Raw genomic sequence first — 19321 nt, 5'->3', positions numbered from 1 at the left:
ATTTAAAATTAAAAACCTCGAATAAACTTTCTCAGATTATTCGAGGTTTTTTTGTTTTATTCCTATCTGAATTTTTGGAATTATTTTTTTAGGAATTATTAATTTTTTATCATCACTACCTTTTGCAAAATCACTTTTCTTATAGGTGTTTTCTTGAGACCAATCACACTCAATTCTTCCATCTCCAAGAACAATATTCCCAAGTTTTTCTCGAAACCAAGTCGCCAACTTTTTATATTTTTTATCAGTCGCAACATTCTTTCTTTCGTTAGGATCATTTCTCAAATCATACAAGGCCAATTCGGCTTCTTTTACAGAACATTCTAAGGCCCATTTTACATTTTGGTTGGGAGTTAATTTCCTTTGGGGCCTCGTTCGCATAGAAAAAGCAAAATCTTTGCACCTTAAATAAGCTCTCGGACCAGCAACCAAATGAATTTCTCCTAATACGTATTCGCGAACTTCTTTATCATTCCCTACAAATTCATACAAATCGACTCCATCTAAATAGTCATATTGTTTTTTCTCTATCGAAACACCAGCCGTTTTTAACAATGTTGGTGCAATATCAACATATTCTATCAATTGATTTTGGACTATCCCTTGTGGCACTTTTGATGTATCAGATGAAACCAAAATCATCGCACCTTTGGTTGATTTCTCCCAAGGACCAAATTTAGCTTCAATACCCTGCTCGCCCAAATGCCAACCATGATCTCCAACTGTAAATAGAATCAAATATTCTTGGTTATTTTTTTTACAATATTTTTTAAATGAATTCACCGCCTCACCTATCAAGGCATCCCCATAAGCGCAGAATGCATAATAATCTTGAATTGCCTGTATCTTATCTTCATAAGACATCTCATGCATATTCAAGTTTTTATACAGTTTTTTCATTTGAGGTGTATACTTATTCAAATCTTTCGCATCAAAATCAGGAACTCTGTAGCTTTTTTTCTTAAATGTATCTCTAAATGACTTTGGAGGTAATACAGGCGTATGCGGTAAATGAAAACCTAAGTTTATCATCAAAGGCTTGCCAGACTCCGCTCCCTTTCTGTTTTCTCCCCAAGTTGTTTTATAACTACCATCTTGATTCTCTAAATAACTCTGAAACTCCTCTACTATTTTTGCATCAATGGTTTCTCCTGCAGGAAGTGGATTTTGACCACCAATGATCAAATCTTTATTGTACCTTTTATAAGCACGTAATATTTCATAATCTTTTTCAATCCTTTTCTTTAATTTTTTATCTTCATCAGATATTTCACCTTCTTTTTTACTGATAAAATAATTTTCAATCGTTCCATCTGGATACTTCACACGTTCTTCAGTTCCTAAATTTTTCCAGGTATTTTTCAAATAAACAGGTTGGTTCCAAAAATCACCAATATCATGCTTTTGCAAATCGTGTTTGAAACTAACAGATGAATTGTAATGATGCGCATTTTTAAAACCTTGTCCAGGTCCCCATTGAAAAATGTAGCAGCCATCTTTTCCAAATAAAGCTGTATTATATCCGCTCTTTTGTAATTCTTGAGGAAAAGTAGGTTTTGTAAAATCTGGAGCTTGATGCGTTGGATTGAAAGAATAATGTCCAGATTTAAAAGGATATCTCCCACTGAGCATAGAACCTCTAGAAGGTCCACATGCCGGAGAATTACAAAAGGCATTCACAAACAAAGCTCCTTCTTTTGCCAACTGATCCAAATTGGGAGAGGATACATATCCAAGAGCACTTTCTTTTTCTCCTGTAGTTGCTTCATTAAAACATGCCAATGCATCTGCTCGATGATCATCTGTAACGATCCATAATATATTGGGTTGTGATTGGGAACTCCCCTTTACACCTAAAAAAAGTGCTATCATCACTACATAATAATTGATCTTCATACTATTCTTTTTGTCATTCATTCTTTCAAATGTACAGAAATACCTTTTTTAAAATCCTTATTCAAAACAGAATACCAGTAATGTTCAGATAAAATCCAGCCATATCAGTTTTTATCAAGATGATGCATTTAATTAATGACTACTGTATAACAATATATAAAGCCCTATTCGAATAATTGGTCAAGGATTTCTTAGTTTTGATTCATTTCTTGCATTAAAATTTCTTTAATTTGCAATCACAATTGATTTTAAATTCAAACTCATGAAAAACGTACAGTTAAACCATATTCACGAATCTTTAGGTGCTAAAATTTTACCCTTTGCTGGCTACAATATGCCTATTCAATACGAAGGTGTAAATGCAGAACACAGTACTGTAAGGGAAAGTGTTGGTGTTTTTGATGTATCTCATATGGGTGAATTTTTAATTGAAGGTGACGGTGCATTAGAATTAATTCAAAAAGTTACAACCAATGACGCTTCTAAACTAAACATCGGAGATGCTCAATATAGTTGTTTGCCAAATGAAGATGGAGGTATTGTGGATGATCTTTTAGTTTATAGAATTAAAGAAAACACCTATTTACTTGTCGTAAATGCATCTAACATTGAAAAAGATTGGAACTGGATTAGTGCTAAGAATGAAGCAAATGTTACGATGAGGAATTTATCTGACGCTTATTCTTTATTGGCCATACAAGGACCTAAATCTGTAGAAGCGATGCAAAGCTTGACATCAGTTGACTTAGCCGCTATTAAATTTTACACTTTTAAAGTGGGAGATTTTGCAGGAATTGAGCATGTAATTATATCTGCAACAGGCTATACTGGTTCGGGAGGTTTTGAAATTTATTGCAAAAACTCAGAGGTAGAACAAATTTGGAACAAAGTTTTTGAGGCAGGAGCTGATTTTGATATCAAACCTGTTGGATTAGCAGCAAGAGACACCCTTCGTTTAGAAATGGGTTATTGTTTATATGGAAACGACATCAATGACACTACATCTCCTTTAGAGGCTGGATTAGGATGGATTACAAAGTTTAATAATGAGTTTACAAATAGTGACTTTTTAAAAACTCAAAAAGAAACAGGTGTTTCTAAAAAATTAGTAGGCTTTGAATTGATCGACCGCGGTGTGCCAAGAAAAGATTATGAAATTGTCGATGCAGAAGGAAAAGCAATTGGTATTGTTACTTCTGGTACAATGGGACCCTCCGTTAAAAAAGGAATTGGTATGGGATATGTATCTACTGAGTTTTCAAAAATTGGAAGTGAAATATACATCAAAGTAAGAAAACGCTCGCTAAAAGCACAGGTTGTAAAAATGCCATTTTATAAAAAATAATTTTTTAGAGATGCAAGAAAGTAAGCTCTTCGACTTTAATAACAACATTGATATTTCTCAATGGAGAATTGTCAATGATTTTGTCATGGGTGGCATTTCTAAAAGTGAGTTTTTAGTCGATCAAAACAACGGAGTTTTTAGAGGATCTGTTTCTCTCGAAAACAATGGAGGTTTTGCCATGGTAAAGTATACTTTTCCAAAAATAAATATTGCGGATTTTTCAAAAATAAAGATTTCTTTAAAAGGGGATACTAAAAATTATCAAGTAAGAATAAAAGAAAACAGCACTCAAAAACATTCATACATACATCCATTCAAAACGACCAATGAATGGCAAGACATTGAATTTATTCTCCAAGACTTTATTCCTATGTATCGAGGAAGAAAAATGGAACTCACTAATTTTCAAGAAAACAGTATTTCTGAAATTGTTTTTTTGATAGGAAACAAAAAAAGCGAAGATTTCGAATTACGATTGAATAAAATCGAACTCCTATAGGTTTAAGTAAAAAAATCACAAACTCATTTCAAGTTATGTAGAGTTTTGTATCCTTTTATTTCCTCTAGAAACACTTCCATAATCCCAAATTTATCATTCCTAACATACAATTCAGCAATACCTTTTGATACACAATGCTTGATAAATAAATCAATATGAGCCTCTGGAAGCTTTAAAATTCCTATAAAAAACTTATCACCAAAATCAGGTCTAATTTTATCCAAAGCCTCTGAAACCTCTTTCTCATGATTTTTTTTTCGCTTTTTACTTGTTTTTTTCTCAGATCTCCTCGTTTTTCCAATTTTGGCTAAAGGACTCAATAATATCCCTACAAGCTCTATAAGATTAGCCCCACCACCACCTTTAAAAAGTGAAATATCATCATTGCTTGATGCCAGTATCTCATCAACAGTCATTTCATAGGGTTCATTCAATGGAACAAAGGTAAAATCCAAAGCGATAGAAGAGAGCTCAATTGTATCGGAAGTGTCTTTTCCACCAAGACTAACTAAAAGAACGTTCTTATTATCTAAAAAAACTTCATTTAATTCATTGGTAAATTCTTCCAACTCAACTGTCATGTTTTTCTGAATACTTATCATTTCTTCAATTACTATTTTTTTTGGTAAATATTTCACTCCCGAAAAAAATAATGTATCATTCAAACTCGTTTCAATTTCAAACTCGCCATTTTCATTGGTTACAGCTCCCAAATCATTATTTAAGTTTAATACATGAATTCCTTCCACAGGAACTGAATCATTCATAATTCGTCCTTTAATTTGACCCCTTATTTCTTGTATATTTATGATACATAGACACAAGAAGCCTAGTCTAAAAACAGTTTTAAATAGCATCCTTTTTTTATTCTAAAAATATTATCATTAGCTTACAATCGCAATTAATCAAACATAAAACACCGTTAACCAAAAGCAAAAAACCTGTTAACATTTGTTCATCAACTAAAACTATATGGAAGAAAAACCTAGAATATCAAGACTTACTTCTATTCTCACTCAATTACAATCACAGCATATTACGACAGCTAGAAGTCTAGCTGAAAAACATAAAGTTAGTATTAGAACTATATATCGCGATATTCGAACTTTAGAAAACTCTGGTATTCCTGTATTTACTGAAGAAGGGAAAGGTCATTCTCTGATGGAAGGTTACAAATTGCCACCAGTTATGTTTACCGAAGAGGAGGCGAATGCTTTGATTACTGCAGAACAACTGATTCTAAAAAACAAAGATTCCTCTTTTACCAAACACTATAGTGAGGCCATTTTAAAAATAAAGGCCACTCTAAAATCACAACAAAAAGAAAAGACAACCCTACTATCGGATAGAATATATTTTAATGCCAATTTTCAAGAACAAAAGACAAGTAATTACTTAATGCTTTTACAGTCTGCCATCACCAATTTTGAACTTTTAGAAATTAATTATCTATCTCTACAATCAAAAGAATCTAAAAGAGAAGTAGAACCTTTTGCGCTCTATAGCACACAAGAGAATTGGTTGCTAATAGCTTTTTGCAGATTGCGACAAGAATTTAGAATGTTTAGGGTAGATCGCATTCAAAATATAAAACGAACACTTGTTCATTTTGAATCTCATAATATGACTTTAGAAGAGTTTTATAAAAATTATTATAAAGACAAATAACACCCCTGACATACCTCTGTCATTTACCGTGTTTATTTTTGAAAAGAATTAAAAATTTAACACCTATGAATACTGTAGAAAAAGATGCATTGGCCATTGTTGGAATTGAGACAAGAACCTCAAATCATGCCGGAAAGGCAGAAGTACAAATCCCTAAATTATGGCAGGAATTTATGCAAACCCAATCTTTAAAAGAATTGGCTCATAAAAAAAATGAAACTATCTATGCTTTGTATACCGACTATGAGTCTGATCACAATGGCAATTACACCATGGTCCTTGGTCATGAGGTTTCTAATCTAGATAAAATTCCAGAAGAGTTGTCTGTAAAAATAGTGCCTAAGGCACAATACAAAAAATTTACGGCAAAAGGCGACTTAACAAAAGATGCCGTTATCAATACCTGGAGAAAAATTTGGAATACAAATTTAAACAGAAGGTATACAACTGACATAGAAATCTATGACGAAAAAGCAATGAACCCTACTAACGGAGAAGCTTCAATTTATGTAGCCGTACAATAAATATAAAAAGGGCGGTACTAATTTTACTGCCCTTTTTTTAATTTATAAGTATACAACCACATCAAGGTAAACGTGGGAACAAAATCTATTGGAAGGGCTTCTTCTATAAAAGAAACAGCACCAGCTACTTTCCCTTCAGTTCCTTTGTACATTTTTACCATTATATATAATGATAACGGAGCCCAAATAATATCAAAAAATTCTCCTGCTCCAGGAATCAGATAAGACCCCATTCCGATGATATCACAAAGAATGCCTATGATTAACTTATTTGACTTAGTCAGATTCATTTGAAATTAATTTAAATGCATTAACGCCACTCCTAACGGCTCCTTCTAAATATCCTCCATAAGTTTCTGAAGTCTCCGTACCCGAAAATACTAATTTAGAGTCGTAATACAATTCCTGAAAGATTGGATTACCGTATTGTGGACTCAAATAATAGGAATTCAAACTTTTACCAGAAGTATAAGTGTCCAATGACCAGTCTTTTTCTTCATAGCTCAGATAATTTTGCACTTCTTCACCTAAGTACTTTTCTAGAAAGTTAAGAATTCTTTCTCTTCGAGCATCTGATGTCAACTCTCTTAAGCTTTCATTGACAAAGCCCTTTAAAACATATGTATTTTCTTCAAAATTCGTATGATCATACAGTTCTACAACAGGACTCGCTTGACCTATTACGGTTCCAGAAAAACCTTTCTTCTTCCAAAAAGGAGTCTCAAAATGAATTCCTACTTTTATTGCATTGCTCATCCAAGTATGCGTTTGCTCCATGGCTGTTTGAACACTATCTGGTAAACTTGGCTCAAAATTTAATTCTGATGCTAATAATGGTGGTAAAGTAGAAACCACTTTAGCTCCTACATAACTTTTATCGGTAGTTTTAATCATAATATACGTTCCTTGATTTTGAATGCCGAGAACTTCAGTAGCTAACACCACTTTATCTTCAACCGATTTATACAAAGTATCAATCAATTTCCGAGTACCTCCTACGACTCTTTTCGAAGCTGGTTGAGAAGCATCCATTTCAAAATAATGAACTGGAGACATTGAACTATAGACCAGAACACTTTTTCCTTTAGAATATTGATCAAAGACTTTAATTTTTAATTCTTCTAACAATCCCAGCAGTTCTGTATGATAGGTTTGCAACCAGGTTGCTCCAAAATCTATATGATCTTTCGTCAATATTCTCCCACCTATTCTTGATCTAGACTCTAGAATAATAAAATCCTCTTCTCCTTTTTGCTTTAATTTATATGCGGTAACCAAACCTGATAGGCCAGCTCCAACAATTATATATTTATATTCTTTTAACATTCTTTCTAATATACAAAAAGCCTGTTTATTTAGTAAACAGGCTTTTGTTATTGTCGTAATAAAAATTAGATACTAACTTGTTTTGCTCTAATTTCTAAATCATTTTCTATCTCTCTCAAACGTCCTAATTCCGTTGCTGTAACCAACGCCAAAGAAATTCCTTTTTTACCAGCTCTCGCAGTCCTTCCACTTCTATGGGTATAATATTCTAACTGTTCTGGCAATTGGTAATGAATGACAAATGCCAAATCTTTAACGTCAATACCACGGGCAGCAACATCCGTTGCTATTAAAATTTGTCTCGACCCGTTTTTAAAGGCTCGCATTACCTTATCACGGTCCCTCTGTCCCATTTCACCTTCTAAACCACCTACAGAAAACTCATCTTCTTGTAAATATTCTGTCAAATTCTGAACACCAGCCCTTGTTTTACAGAATACAATTCCCCTTCCATCTGGATTTTGTTCAAGAAAAGAAACCAAAGTATTGTATTTCTCTTTTCCATTTACCACAGCATATTGATGTGTAATATTTTTATTGATCAAGGTATCTACATCAACAGTCACTTTTATAGCATTTGGTGACATGTAGGTATTGATGATTCTTTTAATTTCTTCCGGCATGGTAGCAGAAAACAACCAAGTGTTTCGAGTACCATTTGTGTAATTTAAAATTCTATTCAAATCTTGTTTGAACCCCATACTCAGCATTTCATCAGCTTCATCCAAAACAATAGTCTTGATCTTTGTCAAATCTAACGCTCCACGCTCTATCAAATCTACTAATCTACCCGGAGTAGCCACAATAAAATGTGTCGGTCTTTTCAGTTTTTCAATTTGAATATCAATTTTAACCCCACCATATAATTCTTCTGAAAATATTTTTGTTGGAGCATATTTTGTGAAACGAAACAATTGCTTATTGATTTGCTGTACCAACTCTCTTGTTGGAGATAAAATCAAAGCTTGAATTTCATTTTTATTAGGATCTATGTTTTGTAGTATCGGCAAACCAAAAGCAGCTGTTTTACCAGTTCCTGTCTGTGCTAAACCAATAAAATCCGTTTTTTGCTTTAATAGAACAGGTATAGATTTCTCTTGAATATCTGTTGGAGAAACAATTTTATTCTCTTTTAATGCCTTTTGGAAATCCTTAGAGATTCCTAAATCTGAAAATGTGCTCAAAACCTTATAATTTTAGACTGCAAAGATAGTTTTAATTCTAATTGTATTCTGTGAAAAAAATGAATAAAAAAAGCCGCAAATTGCGGCTTCTTTATTCTTTAATATATCTTAAACGTTTGTTTCTAATTTGATATAATCTAGCAGTTCTCGTTTCACATCTTTCTTTTTGAAAGCACCACCATATTCAGCAGTAACAGTACTACTTTCGATATCTTTAATTCCTCTTGAATTAACACACAAATGTTTTGCATCAATAACACAAGCAACATCATCCGTTCCTAAAGCTTCTTGTAATGCTTGAACCACTTGCATCGTTAACCTTTCTTGAACCTGAGGTCTTTTTGCAAAATGCTCCACAATACGGTTCATTTTAGACAAACCTATTACTTTCCCTTTTGAAATATATGCAACATGTGCTCTTCCTACGATTGGTAATAAATGGTGTTCACAAGTAGAATAAACAACTATGTTTTTTTCTACCAACATCTCTCCATACTTATACGTGTTGTCAAAAGTTGACAACTCAGGCTTATTTGCTGGATTTAATCCTGCAAACAATTCATTTACAAATGATTTTGCGACTCTTTTAGGAGTGCCCTGCAAACTATCATCCGTCAAATCCATTCCTAAAGTAATTAAGATATCTTTTACCTTATCCTGGATAATACTTATTTTTTCTGAATCAGAAATGTCAAAAGCATCTTCACGCAAAGGTGTCTCTGCTGAAGTAGCGATATGATTTTCTCCGATCTCGTCTATGTTATCAATACTCATTCCGTTTTTTCCTTCAAACATTGTTCTTATATTATGTTGCAAATTTACGAATTAATCACCACTTGAAGTAATTCTTCTAAACTACATTCTTGTTGTTCTCCGCTTTGCATATTTTTTAATGTATATATATTCGCTTCTATTTCTTTTGAACCTACAATAACCACAAAAGGAATTTCTCTTTTGTTAGCATAATTCATTTGTTTTTTCATTTTCGCAGCATCAGGGTACAACTCTGCCTTCACTCCTTCTGTTCTTAAAGCTTTTATTGCTTTTGTAGCATAAAAAGCCTCCTCATCCCCAAAGTTGATAAATACCACTTCAGGTCTAGGTTTTTCAAACTTAGCGAATAAATTCAATTCTTCTAAAACTAAATAGATTCTATCCAAACCAAAAGATATTCCAACACCACTCATATTTTTCAATCCGAAAATACCTGTAAGATCGTCATATCTACCTCCACCTCCAATAGATCCCATTTTTACACCTTCTGGAGCTGAAACTTCAAAGATAGCTCCTGTATAATAATTCAATCCTCTTGCCAATGTTACATCAACATCTAGAGAAGCAGATTCTAATCCTAATGCTTCTATTTTATCAACAACAAATCTTAAATCCTTTACACCCTGCAAGCCCTCTTCAGAATTTGCAAGCATTTCGTCCAATTGATTTAATTTTTCAGTACTCGAACCATTAAAAGAAAATAATGGTGCTACTTTTTCAATTGCTTCGTCAGAAATTCCTTTTCCTAACATTTCTTTGGTTACACCCTCAGCACCAATTTTATCCAACTTGTCTAAAGCAACCGTAAAATCAATTAATTTATCCTTAGCACCGATAATTTCAGCAATACCAGATAATATTTTTCTATTGTTGATTTTGATAGTCGTACCTACCAAGCCTAACTTACTAAATACGGTATCATATAATTGAATAAATTCTATTTCTTGCCAAAGTGATTTACTTCCTACTACATCTGCATCACACTGGTAAAATTCTCTAAACCTTCCTTTTTGAGGACGATCTGCTCTCCATACTGGCTGAATTTGAAATCTTTTAAAAGGCAATTCCAATTCATTTTGATGCTGTACCACATATCTAGCGAAAGGAACAGTTAAATCATAACGTAAGGCTTTTTCAGATATTTGAGACGTTAACTTTGTACTTTGCTTCTCAGTTAATAAGGTTTCATCTGCTTTTTTTAAATAATCACCAGAATTCAAGATTTTAAAAATCAAACGATCTCCCTCTTCACCATATTTCCCCATCAAAGTAGATGAGTTTTCAAAAGAAGGTGTCTCTATGGGTTGAAATCCAAAAGTTTGAAATACCTGTTTTATAGTCCCAAAAATATAGTCGCGTTTTGCAACTTCGATAGGAGAAAAATCTCTTGTCCCTTTTGGAATACTTGGTTTTTGTGCCATGATAAAAAAATAAGCTGCAAATATCCGAAAAAAACAGACTTGTTGTATAAAAAATCCTTTTAAACTTTGGGCTTCAAAAATAAACTACAAATGACATCTATTTAAACAAAAAACCTCTTAAGACTTTGCAGGCTTGAGAGATTTTATATTAATTAAAAAAGGAAAAATTCGAATCTTTTTAAGAACCTAAATCTTGTAAAATACACCAGAAAAAAACCTAACAGGTCTTAGAGACCTGTCAGGTTTGTAATCTATAATTTTTAGAACTTTTTACATCCCTTTCAATTCTCCCACGAGTTCTGTCAATGCATCTTTTGCATCACCAAATAACATAGAAGTTTTAGAGTTGTAGAACAATTCATTTTCAATCCCAGCATAACCTGCTTTCATACTACGTTTGTTTACTACAATATGCTTGGCATTTTCAACATCTAAAATAGGCATTCCGTAAATCGGAGAAGCTGGATCATTATGAGCTGCAGGATTTACAACGTCATTTGCTCCTACCACCAATACAACATCTGCATTGTTAAACTGAGGGTTGATATCATCCATTTCAGCCAACAAACTATATTCTACGTTAGATTCCGCCAATAATACATTCATATGCCCTGGCATACGACCCGCTACTGGGTGAATTGCATATTTCACATTCACACCTTTTCCGGTCAAAATCTCTTCCAATTCGTGAATAACATGTTGCGCTTGTGCCACGGCTAAACCATATCCAGGAACAATAATTACGTTTTGCGCGTAATTCATCATAATAGCTGTATCACTAGAAGTCGTCTTTTTAATAGTTCCTAGAGTTTTGTTCACCCCTTCTTCCGCCACTGCTGACGCTCCAAAAGAACCAAAAATTACAGAGCCTAAAGTTCTATTCATTGCCTTACACATTGCAACTGTAAGAATAATACCAGCAGAACCTACTAAGATCCCTCCTACAAGCATTACCATATTATCATACAAGATACCTGTAATAGCTGCAGCAATACCAGTCAATGAGTTTAATAATGATATTACTACAGGCATATCTGCTCCTCCAATCGGTAGTACAAATAAAACTCCATACAATAAACCTGCTCCTAATAAAGCATATAATAATATTTGACTATCTGTACCTGTAATCACCATAAATGCTGAAAAGGCAACAATTCCAATAATCACTAAATTATTTATGATGTTGTATTGAGGAATTTTCACAACACTTTTTAAAGAACCATTTAATTTCCCCCAAGCAACCAAACTTCCAGAAAAGGTAATAGCTCCAATAGCAATAGCCGATAATATTGTTGAAACAATTGTTGCTTCGGTTCCTGCAATATTATCATTTCCAATAAATTCCACAACTCCAATCAACGCAGCACTTGCTCCACCAAACCCGTTAAATAAAGAAACTAATTCTGGCATTTTTGTCATCTCTACTTTCATAGCGATCAACCATCCCATGATAGAACCGACTAAAATGGCCAATCCAATCAATACATAAATAATTGTTGGCACTTCAATATCATTGATAAAAATAGTTCCAACAATAGCCAATCCCATCCCTAAAGCTGCAATTGAATTTCCACTTTTAGCAGTCTCTGGATGTCCTAACTTTTTAAGACCAACGATAAACGTAACCGTTGATATTAGATATATTATACTTAATAAAATACTCATCGTTTATATTTTTAAAATCTATTTATAGCAAGCTATAAATGATAGATTTATTATTTTTTCTTTTTAAACATTTCTAACATCCTGTCGGTAACGGCAAAACCACCAACAACATTTAAAACTCCTAATACAACTGCAATAAAACCAAGTGCTAAAGCAACATAGTCCGTTGGATCTGAATGTAACATTACCAATATTGCACCTACAATTACCACCCCACTTAAGGCATTCGCTCCAGACATTAATGGTGTATGTAAAACCGCTGGAATACTTTTAATTACTTCAATACCTACAAATGTCGCTAAGATTAAAATGTAAGTAATCTGAAGATTGTTACTTATAAATTCAATTAATTCGTTCATCTTCTAAATTTTTATTTTTTTCTAATTGTACCGTCTTTTACGATCAGTGTTTCATCAGTGATTTCTTCTTCAACATCATATTTAAACTGATTGTCTTCAGTTAAATGATTCAAGAAATTATAAATGTTTTTTGCAAATAATTCACTTGCATTTGTAGATACACTTTCTGGAGCAATCGTAGTTCCAATAACTTTCACACCGTTTTTAACAACAGTCTTACTCATCTCGCTTACCTCACAGTTTCCTCCTTGGGCAGCAGCTAAATCAACAATCACAGCCCCGTTTTTCATTTGAGAAACTTGCTCTTCTGTTATCAATACAGGAGCTTTTCTACCTGGAATGTTTGCAGTAGTGATCACTAAATCAGCTTGAAATAAAGATTTATCAACCGCTTCTTTTTGTCTTTTCTTGTAATCATCAGAAGCTTCTTTTGCATAGCCTCCTTCAGATTTTTCTCCTGAATTCTCTACCGAAATAAATTTAGCCCCCAAAGATTCCGCTTGCTCCTTAGTTTCTGTTCTAATATCTGTTGCCTCAACTACAGCTCCTAGTCTTTTCGCAGTAGCAATCGCTTGTAATCCAGCAACACCAACACCGTAAATTAATACCTTAGAAGGAGTAATCGTTCCGGCAGCTGTCATCATCAATGGAAAAATCTTAGTCATTTCGTAAGCCCCTAAGATAACCGCTTTGTAACCAGCTAAGTTGCTTTGAGAACTCAAAACGTCCATATCTTGCGCTCTAGAAATTCTAGGAATTGCATCTAACGAAAAGGCTGTAGCTCCTTTCTCTGCAATTGCTTGAATCAATTCTGGACTGGACTTATGGTACAATTGACTTACCAATATCTGTCCTTTGTCAACTAGTTTAAGGTCTTCTTCGTCAAAAGGATTTATTTTTACAAGCACATCAGACTCTTTAAAAACAACTCCTCTTTTTTCTACTTTTACCTCTACTTCTTTGTAATCTGAATTCTTGTATGAAGATGTTTTTCCTGCATCTTCTTCTAACAACAACTCAAATCCTTTAGATGCTAACTGCTTCGCAATGTTAGGAGAGATTGCGACACGTTTTTCACCTTTTTGTGTTTCCTTCAATATGCCTATTTTCATATTTTCTGGTAGTTTAATTTTAATTAATAAATACTTTCATTTTAATTTTTTATTGAAATTATCCATTTGAAACATCACAATGGGTAATTTCAAGAACAACTCGGATAAAATCCAGTTATTTTAAGTCGGCTAAGTTAGCTAAAATGCAAACACAACAATATGGATAGTCTATTTTTACACATACTGTACAGATAAACGGAGTTTAATATGAAAAAAGCAAAAGCTGATCTAATTTACACAGTTTCATAGAAATATTTCTAACAGAATTGAAATATCAAAAAAACAAAATACAATCGATTGGCACAACTACATCGATTTCGAAAACCAGCAAAAATTCAGATTTCGTCAAAAGTTAACATTTGTTGTTATTTTATGTTAAAAAAAAAAGGCAATGATTTAAAACCAATGCCTTTTCAACTAAAACTTCAAACTTTTTCTAATTCACAAAAAGATATTGTGTTTCCCTTGTTGTTTCTCCTTCGAACACGACAATATACATTCCGGAAGGTAAATATGATATATCTAATATTTTAGGTTCATGTATGTCTTCTATAGATTCTTCTCTCAATACTGTCCCTAATAAATTCATTATTCGAAGTATTCCATTTTCTTCAGATTTTACAGTAAGCAAACCTTTATTTGGATTAGGGTAAGCAATAAAACTTTTAACATTAGTATCAATTTCACCAACAGACAAATTATCGCAAACAATTGGAACATGTTCTTCTGGGACAACTGGTTCTTGAAATTCAAAACCAACTTGAGAAACATCTTCTAAAAAGACATTCTGTTCACCTGAATCAGAACAAATATAATTGGCATCGTTCACCGCTGTAGCAATCGAAGGCCCTATGACACTCTCTCCTCCATCCTGTGAAATATCGGTGATGTCATCTACCAACTCATCTGGCATTAAATAAAAATGCTTTGATTTCAATTGAGCAACCATTCCAAATTCTGCATCAACATCCACTACTTTCACATAACTATAAGTCCCTATCTCCAATCCAACATCTTGACAATATTTTTTAGAAATAAAACCACCTTCTATTCGTGCATCGAAGCCACTACCCTTAGAACGTATTCCTTCTGCATCCACAGCTCCACAATGCATAGCATGCGGAGAAATCATTAAAGTTGAATTCCCTTGTTCACTGTATATATTTCTAGCAACAATATCAAAGTTACCTCCATATTGTACATTATTCATCTTACTGTACCCCGTCTCTAAACGTAATGTGGCTCCTCCAAAACCATATAAATCTTTAAACAAAACATTTGTTGCCGCTTGTGATTGAATAGTCCCGTAACCATAGGCTGCATTGCACACACTACCAGATCTTACAATTCCGTTCAATGGCATAAAATAATTTGTAGACACCTCTGATCTGTTCACCATGGTAATCATATAATTCTCCAATCGATCTACATAATAACCTATCAATTCTTCTTTGGTATCATTTCCCGGAAGGCTCGCTGTTCCAGCAATTTCGTCTAGTTCATCCGACAAATCTTGAATAATCGGAGCTAACATATCTTTTGCATTCTGTTGATCGTTTACAGGAATTAAACTTTCTATAGAAGCAATGTGTGTGTTATGAACCGTAGTCACATTTATCGAATAATCTGAATCCATGGCCAATGCCAAATCAAAGGCTGCCAATATTTCTGTGTCTGTACCTGTCAACGTATTTTTAATCGTCCCATCAGAATAGCCACCAACTTTGGTTGTACCCAAAGTGACAGCTGAAAAATCTGTATACACATCATTTACATGAAAATCGGCTACTAAAAAATTTTCTGCATTTCGAATTGCAAAGACTGTCACATTATTGTTAACCACCTGAGTTAAATCAACCGTATAACGTCCTGCTTCCGATGCATCACAAATATGTCCTTCTTCTAACCCCGTTAGATCTGAACATATAATACTTACATTGTAAATTCTTTCCTTTCCATCTGCCAATTTAAAAATTGAATAATTCTTTCCATCATCAACTTGAAAGGGTCTGATGATAGCATCTGGATCAATTTCAATATGTACATTTGATTTTAAGTCAATATTTCGAATAGTGTAATTCCCTGCTGGAATTGTTAAAACTCCACCTCCATTATCTGAAATATCATCAATAGCAGTTTGCCAAGCAACGCTGTCATCTGTGTCAAAATCATTATCCACAGAATAGTCGGTTACTATATTTTTATCATGATTTGAATTGCTTATTGCAGTGTAAAAATTACTTTCTGCATCTATTTGCGCATTCGAAAAAAGTGTAGTCAACAAACTACATAAAAGAAGGTGGTTGTTAGGTTTCATTAATTGAGTTTTTTACAAAACTATTAATGAGGGATAAAAATGATGTATCTAGAAGGTAATTTTATGTCTTCTTCCGTTAATTATATCGTCAAAAAATCATTGTCTTTGGAAGTATTCTTTAACTTAGTCATACTCGCATTCAACTCAAAACCAAGCAGTAATATTATAGAATTCAACCAAATAAACAACATCATAATTAACAAGGTACCAATGGAGCCATACAATTCATTGTACTTTGCAAACTTTTCTACATAAATCCCAAACCCGTAAAAAGTAAAGACGTACAATATAGTTGTCAAGACGGCGCCCGGAGAAAAAAATGAGGATTGTTTTCCTTCCTTAGTTCCAAAATAATACAGCAAAGACACTGTAGTAAATATCATAAAAATAAAAATCAAGTATCTGATATTCCCTAACCAAATATATTGATCACTCAACCAACCATTTTGCATTAAAAAATCAAGCCCAAATTTAAAGGAAATCGTAAACACAACGGTTACAATCAGTAAAACCGACATTAACAATGAAGTCCCAAGAGAAACTATATAACCTTTTACCACACTTCTTACTTCAGTAACATGGTAGGAATATTCAAATCCCCCGAAAATGGCATTGATTCCATTGGTCATTAAAAAAATAGAAACTAGGAAACCAAAAGACAGCAAACCTCCATATTTATTATTCGCAATATCCTCTAAAATTGGGACTACAGCATCATAGGTTTTTGGTGGAACGGCCTCAGAAATAAGTTCCATAAAACTAGCCTGAAAACCATCAATAGGAATAAAGGGAATCAAGGTCAACATAAAAAGCATAAAAGGGAAAATAGCCATAAAAAAACTATAAGAAATACCTCCTGCCCTTGATGTCAATCCACCACGAACAATCCCAACTACATACATATGCAACAAATCATAAAGGGACATTCCCTCTAAACCCGGTATTTTTATTCTTTTTCCTAAATCGACAATTTTCTCAATCATAGCTATTCGAAATCCAACTATTAAAAAGCTTTTAAACTCAGATCCATATTATAAACAGAATGAGTTAAGGCACCTGATGATATAAAATCTACTCCACACTCTGCATAAGATCTTAAAGTTTCTTCGTTGATCCCGCCTGAAGATTCTGTTTGACATTTTCCATTGATCATCGCAACGGCTTTTCTTGTATCTTCAAAAGTAAAGTTATCGATTAATATTCGGTGAATACCATCAGAATTCAATATTTCTCTAATTTCTGCCAAATCACGTGCCTCTATGATAATTTTCAAATCTTTTCCAGTTTCTTTTAAATAGGAATGTGTTTTTTCAATAGCCTTTGTAATACCCCCTGCAAAATCAATATGATTGTCTTTCAGCATGATCATGTCATACAAAGCAAATCTATGGTTGACTCCCCCACCAATCTTCACAGCCCATTTCTCTAGTGCACGAATTCCTGGAGTGGTTTTACGAGTGTCTAAAATTTTTGTTTTAGTACCTTCTAATAAGTTCGTATAATATTTTGTTTTAGTAGCAATCGCACTCATTCTTTGCATTACATTCAGCACCAAACGCTCTGCCTTTAATATAGCATGAGAAGTTCCTTCTACGGTTAGCACAACATCTCCATGTTTTACCTCAGCTCCATCCTCTATCAAGATATTTAACTTTATGTTTGGCTCAACATATTTAAAAACTCTTTCAGCGAATGAAACACCTGCAATTACTCCATTGTCTTTTACCAACAATTGAGCTTTTCCTTTTACGTCAGCAGGAATACAAGCCAAAGAACTATGGTCTCCATCTCCAACATCCTCACGGATTGCATTTTCAATTATTATTTCAAGTTCTTTTTCAAATTGAGCTTCGCTAATCATAATGTAAATTTTATGCGACAAAAATACATTTTCTATCATCCTTAAAAAAAATATTTTGTGGATAAAAATCTATTAAAACTGTAGAAATTTAATCTCTGAATAATTTCTTCTATTCTTTATATTTGCACTATGAAAATAAAACTTTTGGCCATTGGAAAAACAGATGATAAAAATCTGAATGCATTGATAGAAACCTACAAAGCAAGGTTAAAGCATTATGTGAAATTTGATTTAGAAATTATCCCTGACATAAAAAATGTCAAAAATTTATCAGAAAAACAACAAAAGGAAAAAGAAGGAGAATTGCTCCTAAAAAAATTACAAGCAACAGATCAATTGATTTTGTTAGATGATAAAGGAAAAGATTTTACTTCGGTAGAATTCTCAAAATATTTACAAAAGAAAATGAATTCAGGAATCAAACAATTGGTTTTTGTAATTGGTGGTCCCTTTGGTTTTTCTGAGACTGTGTACAAAAAAGCACAGGGAAAAGTCTCTTTTTCTAAAATGACTTTCTCACATCAAATGATTCGATTATTTGTAGTGGAACAAATTTACCGAGGATTTACTATTCTTAAAAACGAACCCTACCATCACGAATAACAGTTGATTACTGAACTATTTTCTTTTAAAGTAATCCAGTGCATATTAATTTGTACTTTTAATAAAAAAAGAAAATGGAAGTTTTTAAGCAGCAACAATGGCATCTGATAGTATTAATTCCGATGCTTATTTTTTTATACAATTTTCCTTTTTTATATTCTGAAACAACAACTGGGTCCTTGTGGAATATTTCGACTATTTCTTGGGGCTATATAGCCGTGTCGGTTCCCATAATACATCAAGTGTATGTATTACTCGCTTGGAGACTAGAGCTCTATCATAAAAGTATTTCCAAAACCTTTGGATCTAATGGATTTAACATGTACAAAATTGGTTTCGCTATTTTAATAATCTTAAGACCCATTAGCCTAATCATTTTAGCGATTTCCAATCAAAACACTTTTCAGCTGAATAGTTACGTTACTATAATTTTGATGTTGCTATTGGCCCTTCCATCAGCCTATTTATTTTACTCAGTAAAAAAATATTTTGGGATTGATAGAGCTTTTGGCGAAGATCACTTCAATGTAAACAAATACAAAAATCAAAGCTTGATAAAAAAAGGAATTTTCAAATACACAAATAACGGAATGTATGTATATGGATTTTTGGCATTGTATATACCTGGACTTTTTTGGCATTCAAAAGCAGCTTTACTTATTGCTCTGTTCAATCATGCTTACATTTGGGTACATTATTATTTTACTGAGTTGCCCGATATCAAAAAAATATACTCCAACTAAATTACCCTTAGATACATACTATTT

19 protein-coding genes are annotated in these 19321 nt (G+C 33.2%); 6 read left to right on the top strand and 13 right to left on the bottom strand.

Annotation, left to right across the window (positions count from 1 at the left end):
• Nucleotides 1-36: 36 nt before the first annotated feature.
• A complete protein-coding gene (locus P8H68_RS01210; protein ID WP_300320576.1) occupies nt 37-1896 on the bottom strand; it encodes a sulfatase-like hydrolase/transferase in 1860 nt (619 codons plus the stop codon).
• A 262-nt stretch (nt 1897-2158) separates the two neighbouring features.
• Here P8H68_RS01210 and gcvT point away from each other — a divergent pair, with 262 nt between their 5' ends.
• Both gcvT and P8H68_RS01200 read left to right on the top strand, forming a co-directional pair.
• Complete coding sequence (gcvT, locus tag P8H68_RS01205; protein ID WP_300320573.1) at nt 2159-3241, top strand: glycine cleavage system aminomethyltransferase GcvT; 1083 nt, start codon at nt 2159-2161, stop codon at nt 3239-3241.
• A gap of 10 nt (nt 3242-3251) precedes the next feature.
• Nucleotides 3252-3740, top strand: coding sequence for a CIA30 family protein (locus P8H68_RS01200; protein WP_300320571.1), 489 nt, complete (start codon nt 3252-3254; stop codon nt 3738-3740).
• Nucleotides 3741-3763: 23 nt separating this feature from the next.
• Here P8H68_RS01200 and P8H68_RS01195 read toward each other — a convergent pair whose 3' ends face one another.
• Nucleotides 3764-4597 (bottom strand): carboxypeptidase-like regulatory domain-containing protein, encoded by an 834-nt coding sequence (locus P8H68_RS01195; protein WP_300320569.1) that lies wholly within the window; start codon nt 4595-4597, stop codon nt 3764-3766.
• Between the two features lie 115 nt (nt 4598-4712).
• On the opposite strand from P8H68_RS01195, the gene P8H68_RS01190 reads away from it, so the two are divergent.
• A complete protein-coding gene (locus tag P8H68_RS01190; RefSeq protein ID WP_300320566.1) occupies nt 4713-5408 on the top strand; it encodes a YafY family protein in 696 nt (231 codons plus the stop codon).
• A 65-nt stretch (nt 5409-5473) separates the two neighbouring features.
• Nucleotides 5474-5932 carry a GyrI-like domain-containing protein gene (locus P8H68_RS01185; protein WP_300320564.1) on the top strand — a complete coding sequence of 153 codons (459 nt, stop codon included), beginning with the start codon at nt 5474-5476 and terminating at the stop codon, nt 5930-5932.
• A gap of 23 nt (nt 5933-5955) precedes the next feature.
• On the opposite strand, the gene P8H68_RS01180 is transcribed toward P8H68_RS01185, so the two are convergent.
• The 11 genes from P8H68_RS01180 to nadC form a co-directional block, all read right to left on the bottom strand.
• Nucleotides 5956-6222: a hypothetical protein gene (locus P8H68_RS01180; RefSeq protein ID WP_300320561.1), complete on the bottom strand. Its 267-nt coding sequence runs from the start codon at nt 6220-6222 to the stop codon at nt 5956-5958.
• Nucleotides 6209-7258 (bottom strand): FAD-dependent oxidoreductase, encoded by a 1050-nt coding sequence (locus tag P8H68_RS01175; protein WP_300320558.1) that lies wholly within the window; start codon nt 7256-7258, stop codon nt 6209-6211. The genes P8H68_RS01180 and P8H68_RS01175 overlap by 14 nt, the downstream gene beginning before the upstream one ends.
• Nucleotides 7259-7323: 65 nt before the next feature.
• Entirely contained in the window at nt 7324-8442 is a 1119-nt protein-coding gene (locus P8H68_RS01170; protein WP_300320556.1) for a DEAD/DEAH box helicase, read from the bottom strand.
• 108 nt (nt 8443-8550) lie between these two features.
• Entirely contained in the window at nt 8551-9237 is a 687-nt protein-coding gene (folE, locus tag P8H68_RS01165; protein WP_300320554.1) for a GTP cyclohydrolase I FolE, read from the bottom strand.
• 23 nt (nt 9238-9260) lie between these two features.
• Nucleotides 9261-10637 carry a histidine--tRNA ligase gene (gene hisS / locus P8H68_RS01160; protein WP_300320551.1) on the bottom strand — a complete coding sequence of 459 codons (1377 nt, stop codon included), beginning with the start codon at nt 10635-10637 and terminating at the stop codon, nt 9261-9263.
• Between the two features lie 270 nt (nt 10638-10907).
• Nucleotides 10908-12302: an NAD(P)(+) transhydrogenase (Re/Si-specific) subunit beta gene (locus P8H68_RS01155; protein ID WP_300320548.1), complete on the bottom strand. Its 1395-nt coding sequence runs from the start codon at nt 12300-12302 to the stop codon at nt 10908-10910.
• A gap of 50 nt (nt 12303-12352) precedes the next feature.
• Entirely contained in the window at nt 12353-12661 is a 309-nt protein-coding gene (locus P8H68_RS01150; RefSeq protein WP_300320545.1) for an NAD(P) transhydrogenase subunit alpha, read from the bottom strand.
• 11 nt (nt 12662-12672) lie between these two features.
• Nucleotides 12673-13773 (bottom strand): Re/Si-specific NAD(P)(+) transhydrogenase subunit alpha, encoded by a 1101-nt coding sequence (locus P8H68_RS01145; RefSeq protein WP_300320542.1) that lies wholly within the window; start codon nt 13771-13773, stop codon nt 12673-12675.
• 436 nt (nt 13774-14209) lie between these two features.
• Entirely contained in the window at nt 14210-16090 is a 1881-nt protein-coding gene (locus P8H68_RS01140) for a T9SS type A sorting domain-containing protein (RefSeq protein ID WP_300320539.1), read from the bottom strand.
• Between the two features lie 80 nt (nt 16091-16170).
• On the bottom strand, nt 16171-17073 hold the full coding sequence (locus P8H68_RS01135) for a YihY/virulence factor BrkB family protein (RefSeq protein ID WP_300320535.1): 903 nt from the start codon (nt 17071-17073) through the stop codon (nt 16171-16173).
• Between the two features lie 20 nt (nt 17074-17093).
• Nucleotides 17094-17951 carry a carboxylating nicotinate-nucleotide diphosphorylase gene (gene nadC / locus P8H68_RS01130; RefSeq protein ID WP_300320533.1) on the bottom strand — a complete coding sequence of 286 codons (858 nt, stop codon included), beginning with the start codon at nt 17949-17951 and terminating at the stop codon, nt 17094-17096.
• A 129-nt stretch (nt 17952-18080) separates the two neighbouring features.
• On the opposite strand from nadC, the gene rlmH reads away from it, so the two are divergent.
• Together rlmH and P8H68_RS01120 are read left to right on the top strand one after the other, a co-directional pair.
• A complete protein-coding gene (gene rlmH / locus P8H68_RS01125; protein ID WP_300320531.1) occupies nt 18081-18554 on the top strand; it encodes a 23S rRNA (pseudouridine(1915)-N(3))-methyltransferase RlmH in 474 nt (157 codons plus the stop codon).
• A 74-nt stretch (nt 18555-18628) separates the two neighbouring features.
• Nucleotides 18629-19297: a methyltransferase gene (locus P8H68_RS01120; RefSeq protein WP_300320528.1), complete on the top strand. Its 669-nt coding sequence runs from the start codon at nt 18629-18631 to the stop codon at nt 19295-19297.
• Nucleotides 19298-19321: the final 24 nt, after the last annotated feature.

Source organism: Flavicella sp., from assembly GCF_029238425.1.
In the GTDB taxonomy this organism is placed as follows: domain Bacteria; phylum Bacteroidota; class Bacteroidia; order Flavobacteriales; family Flavobacteriaceae; genus Flavicella.
Note: the sequence above shows the minus strand (reverse complement) of the source record. Positions and strands in the feature narration are given on the sequence as shown.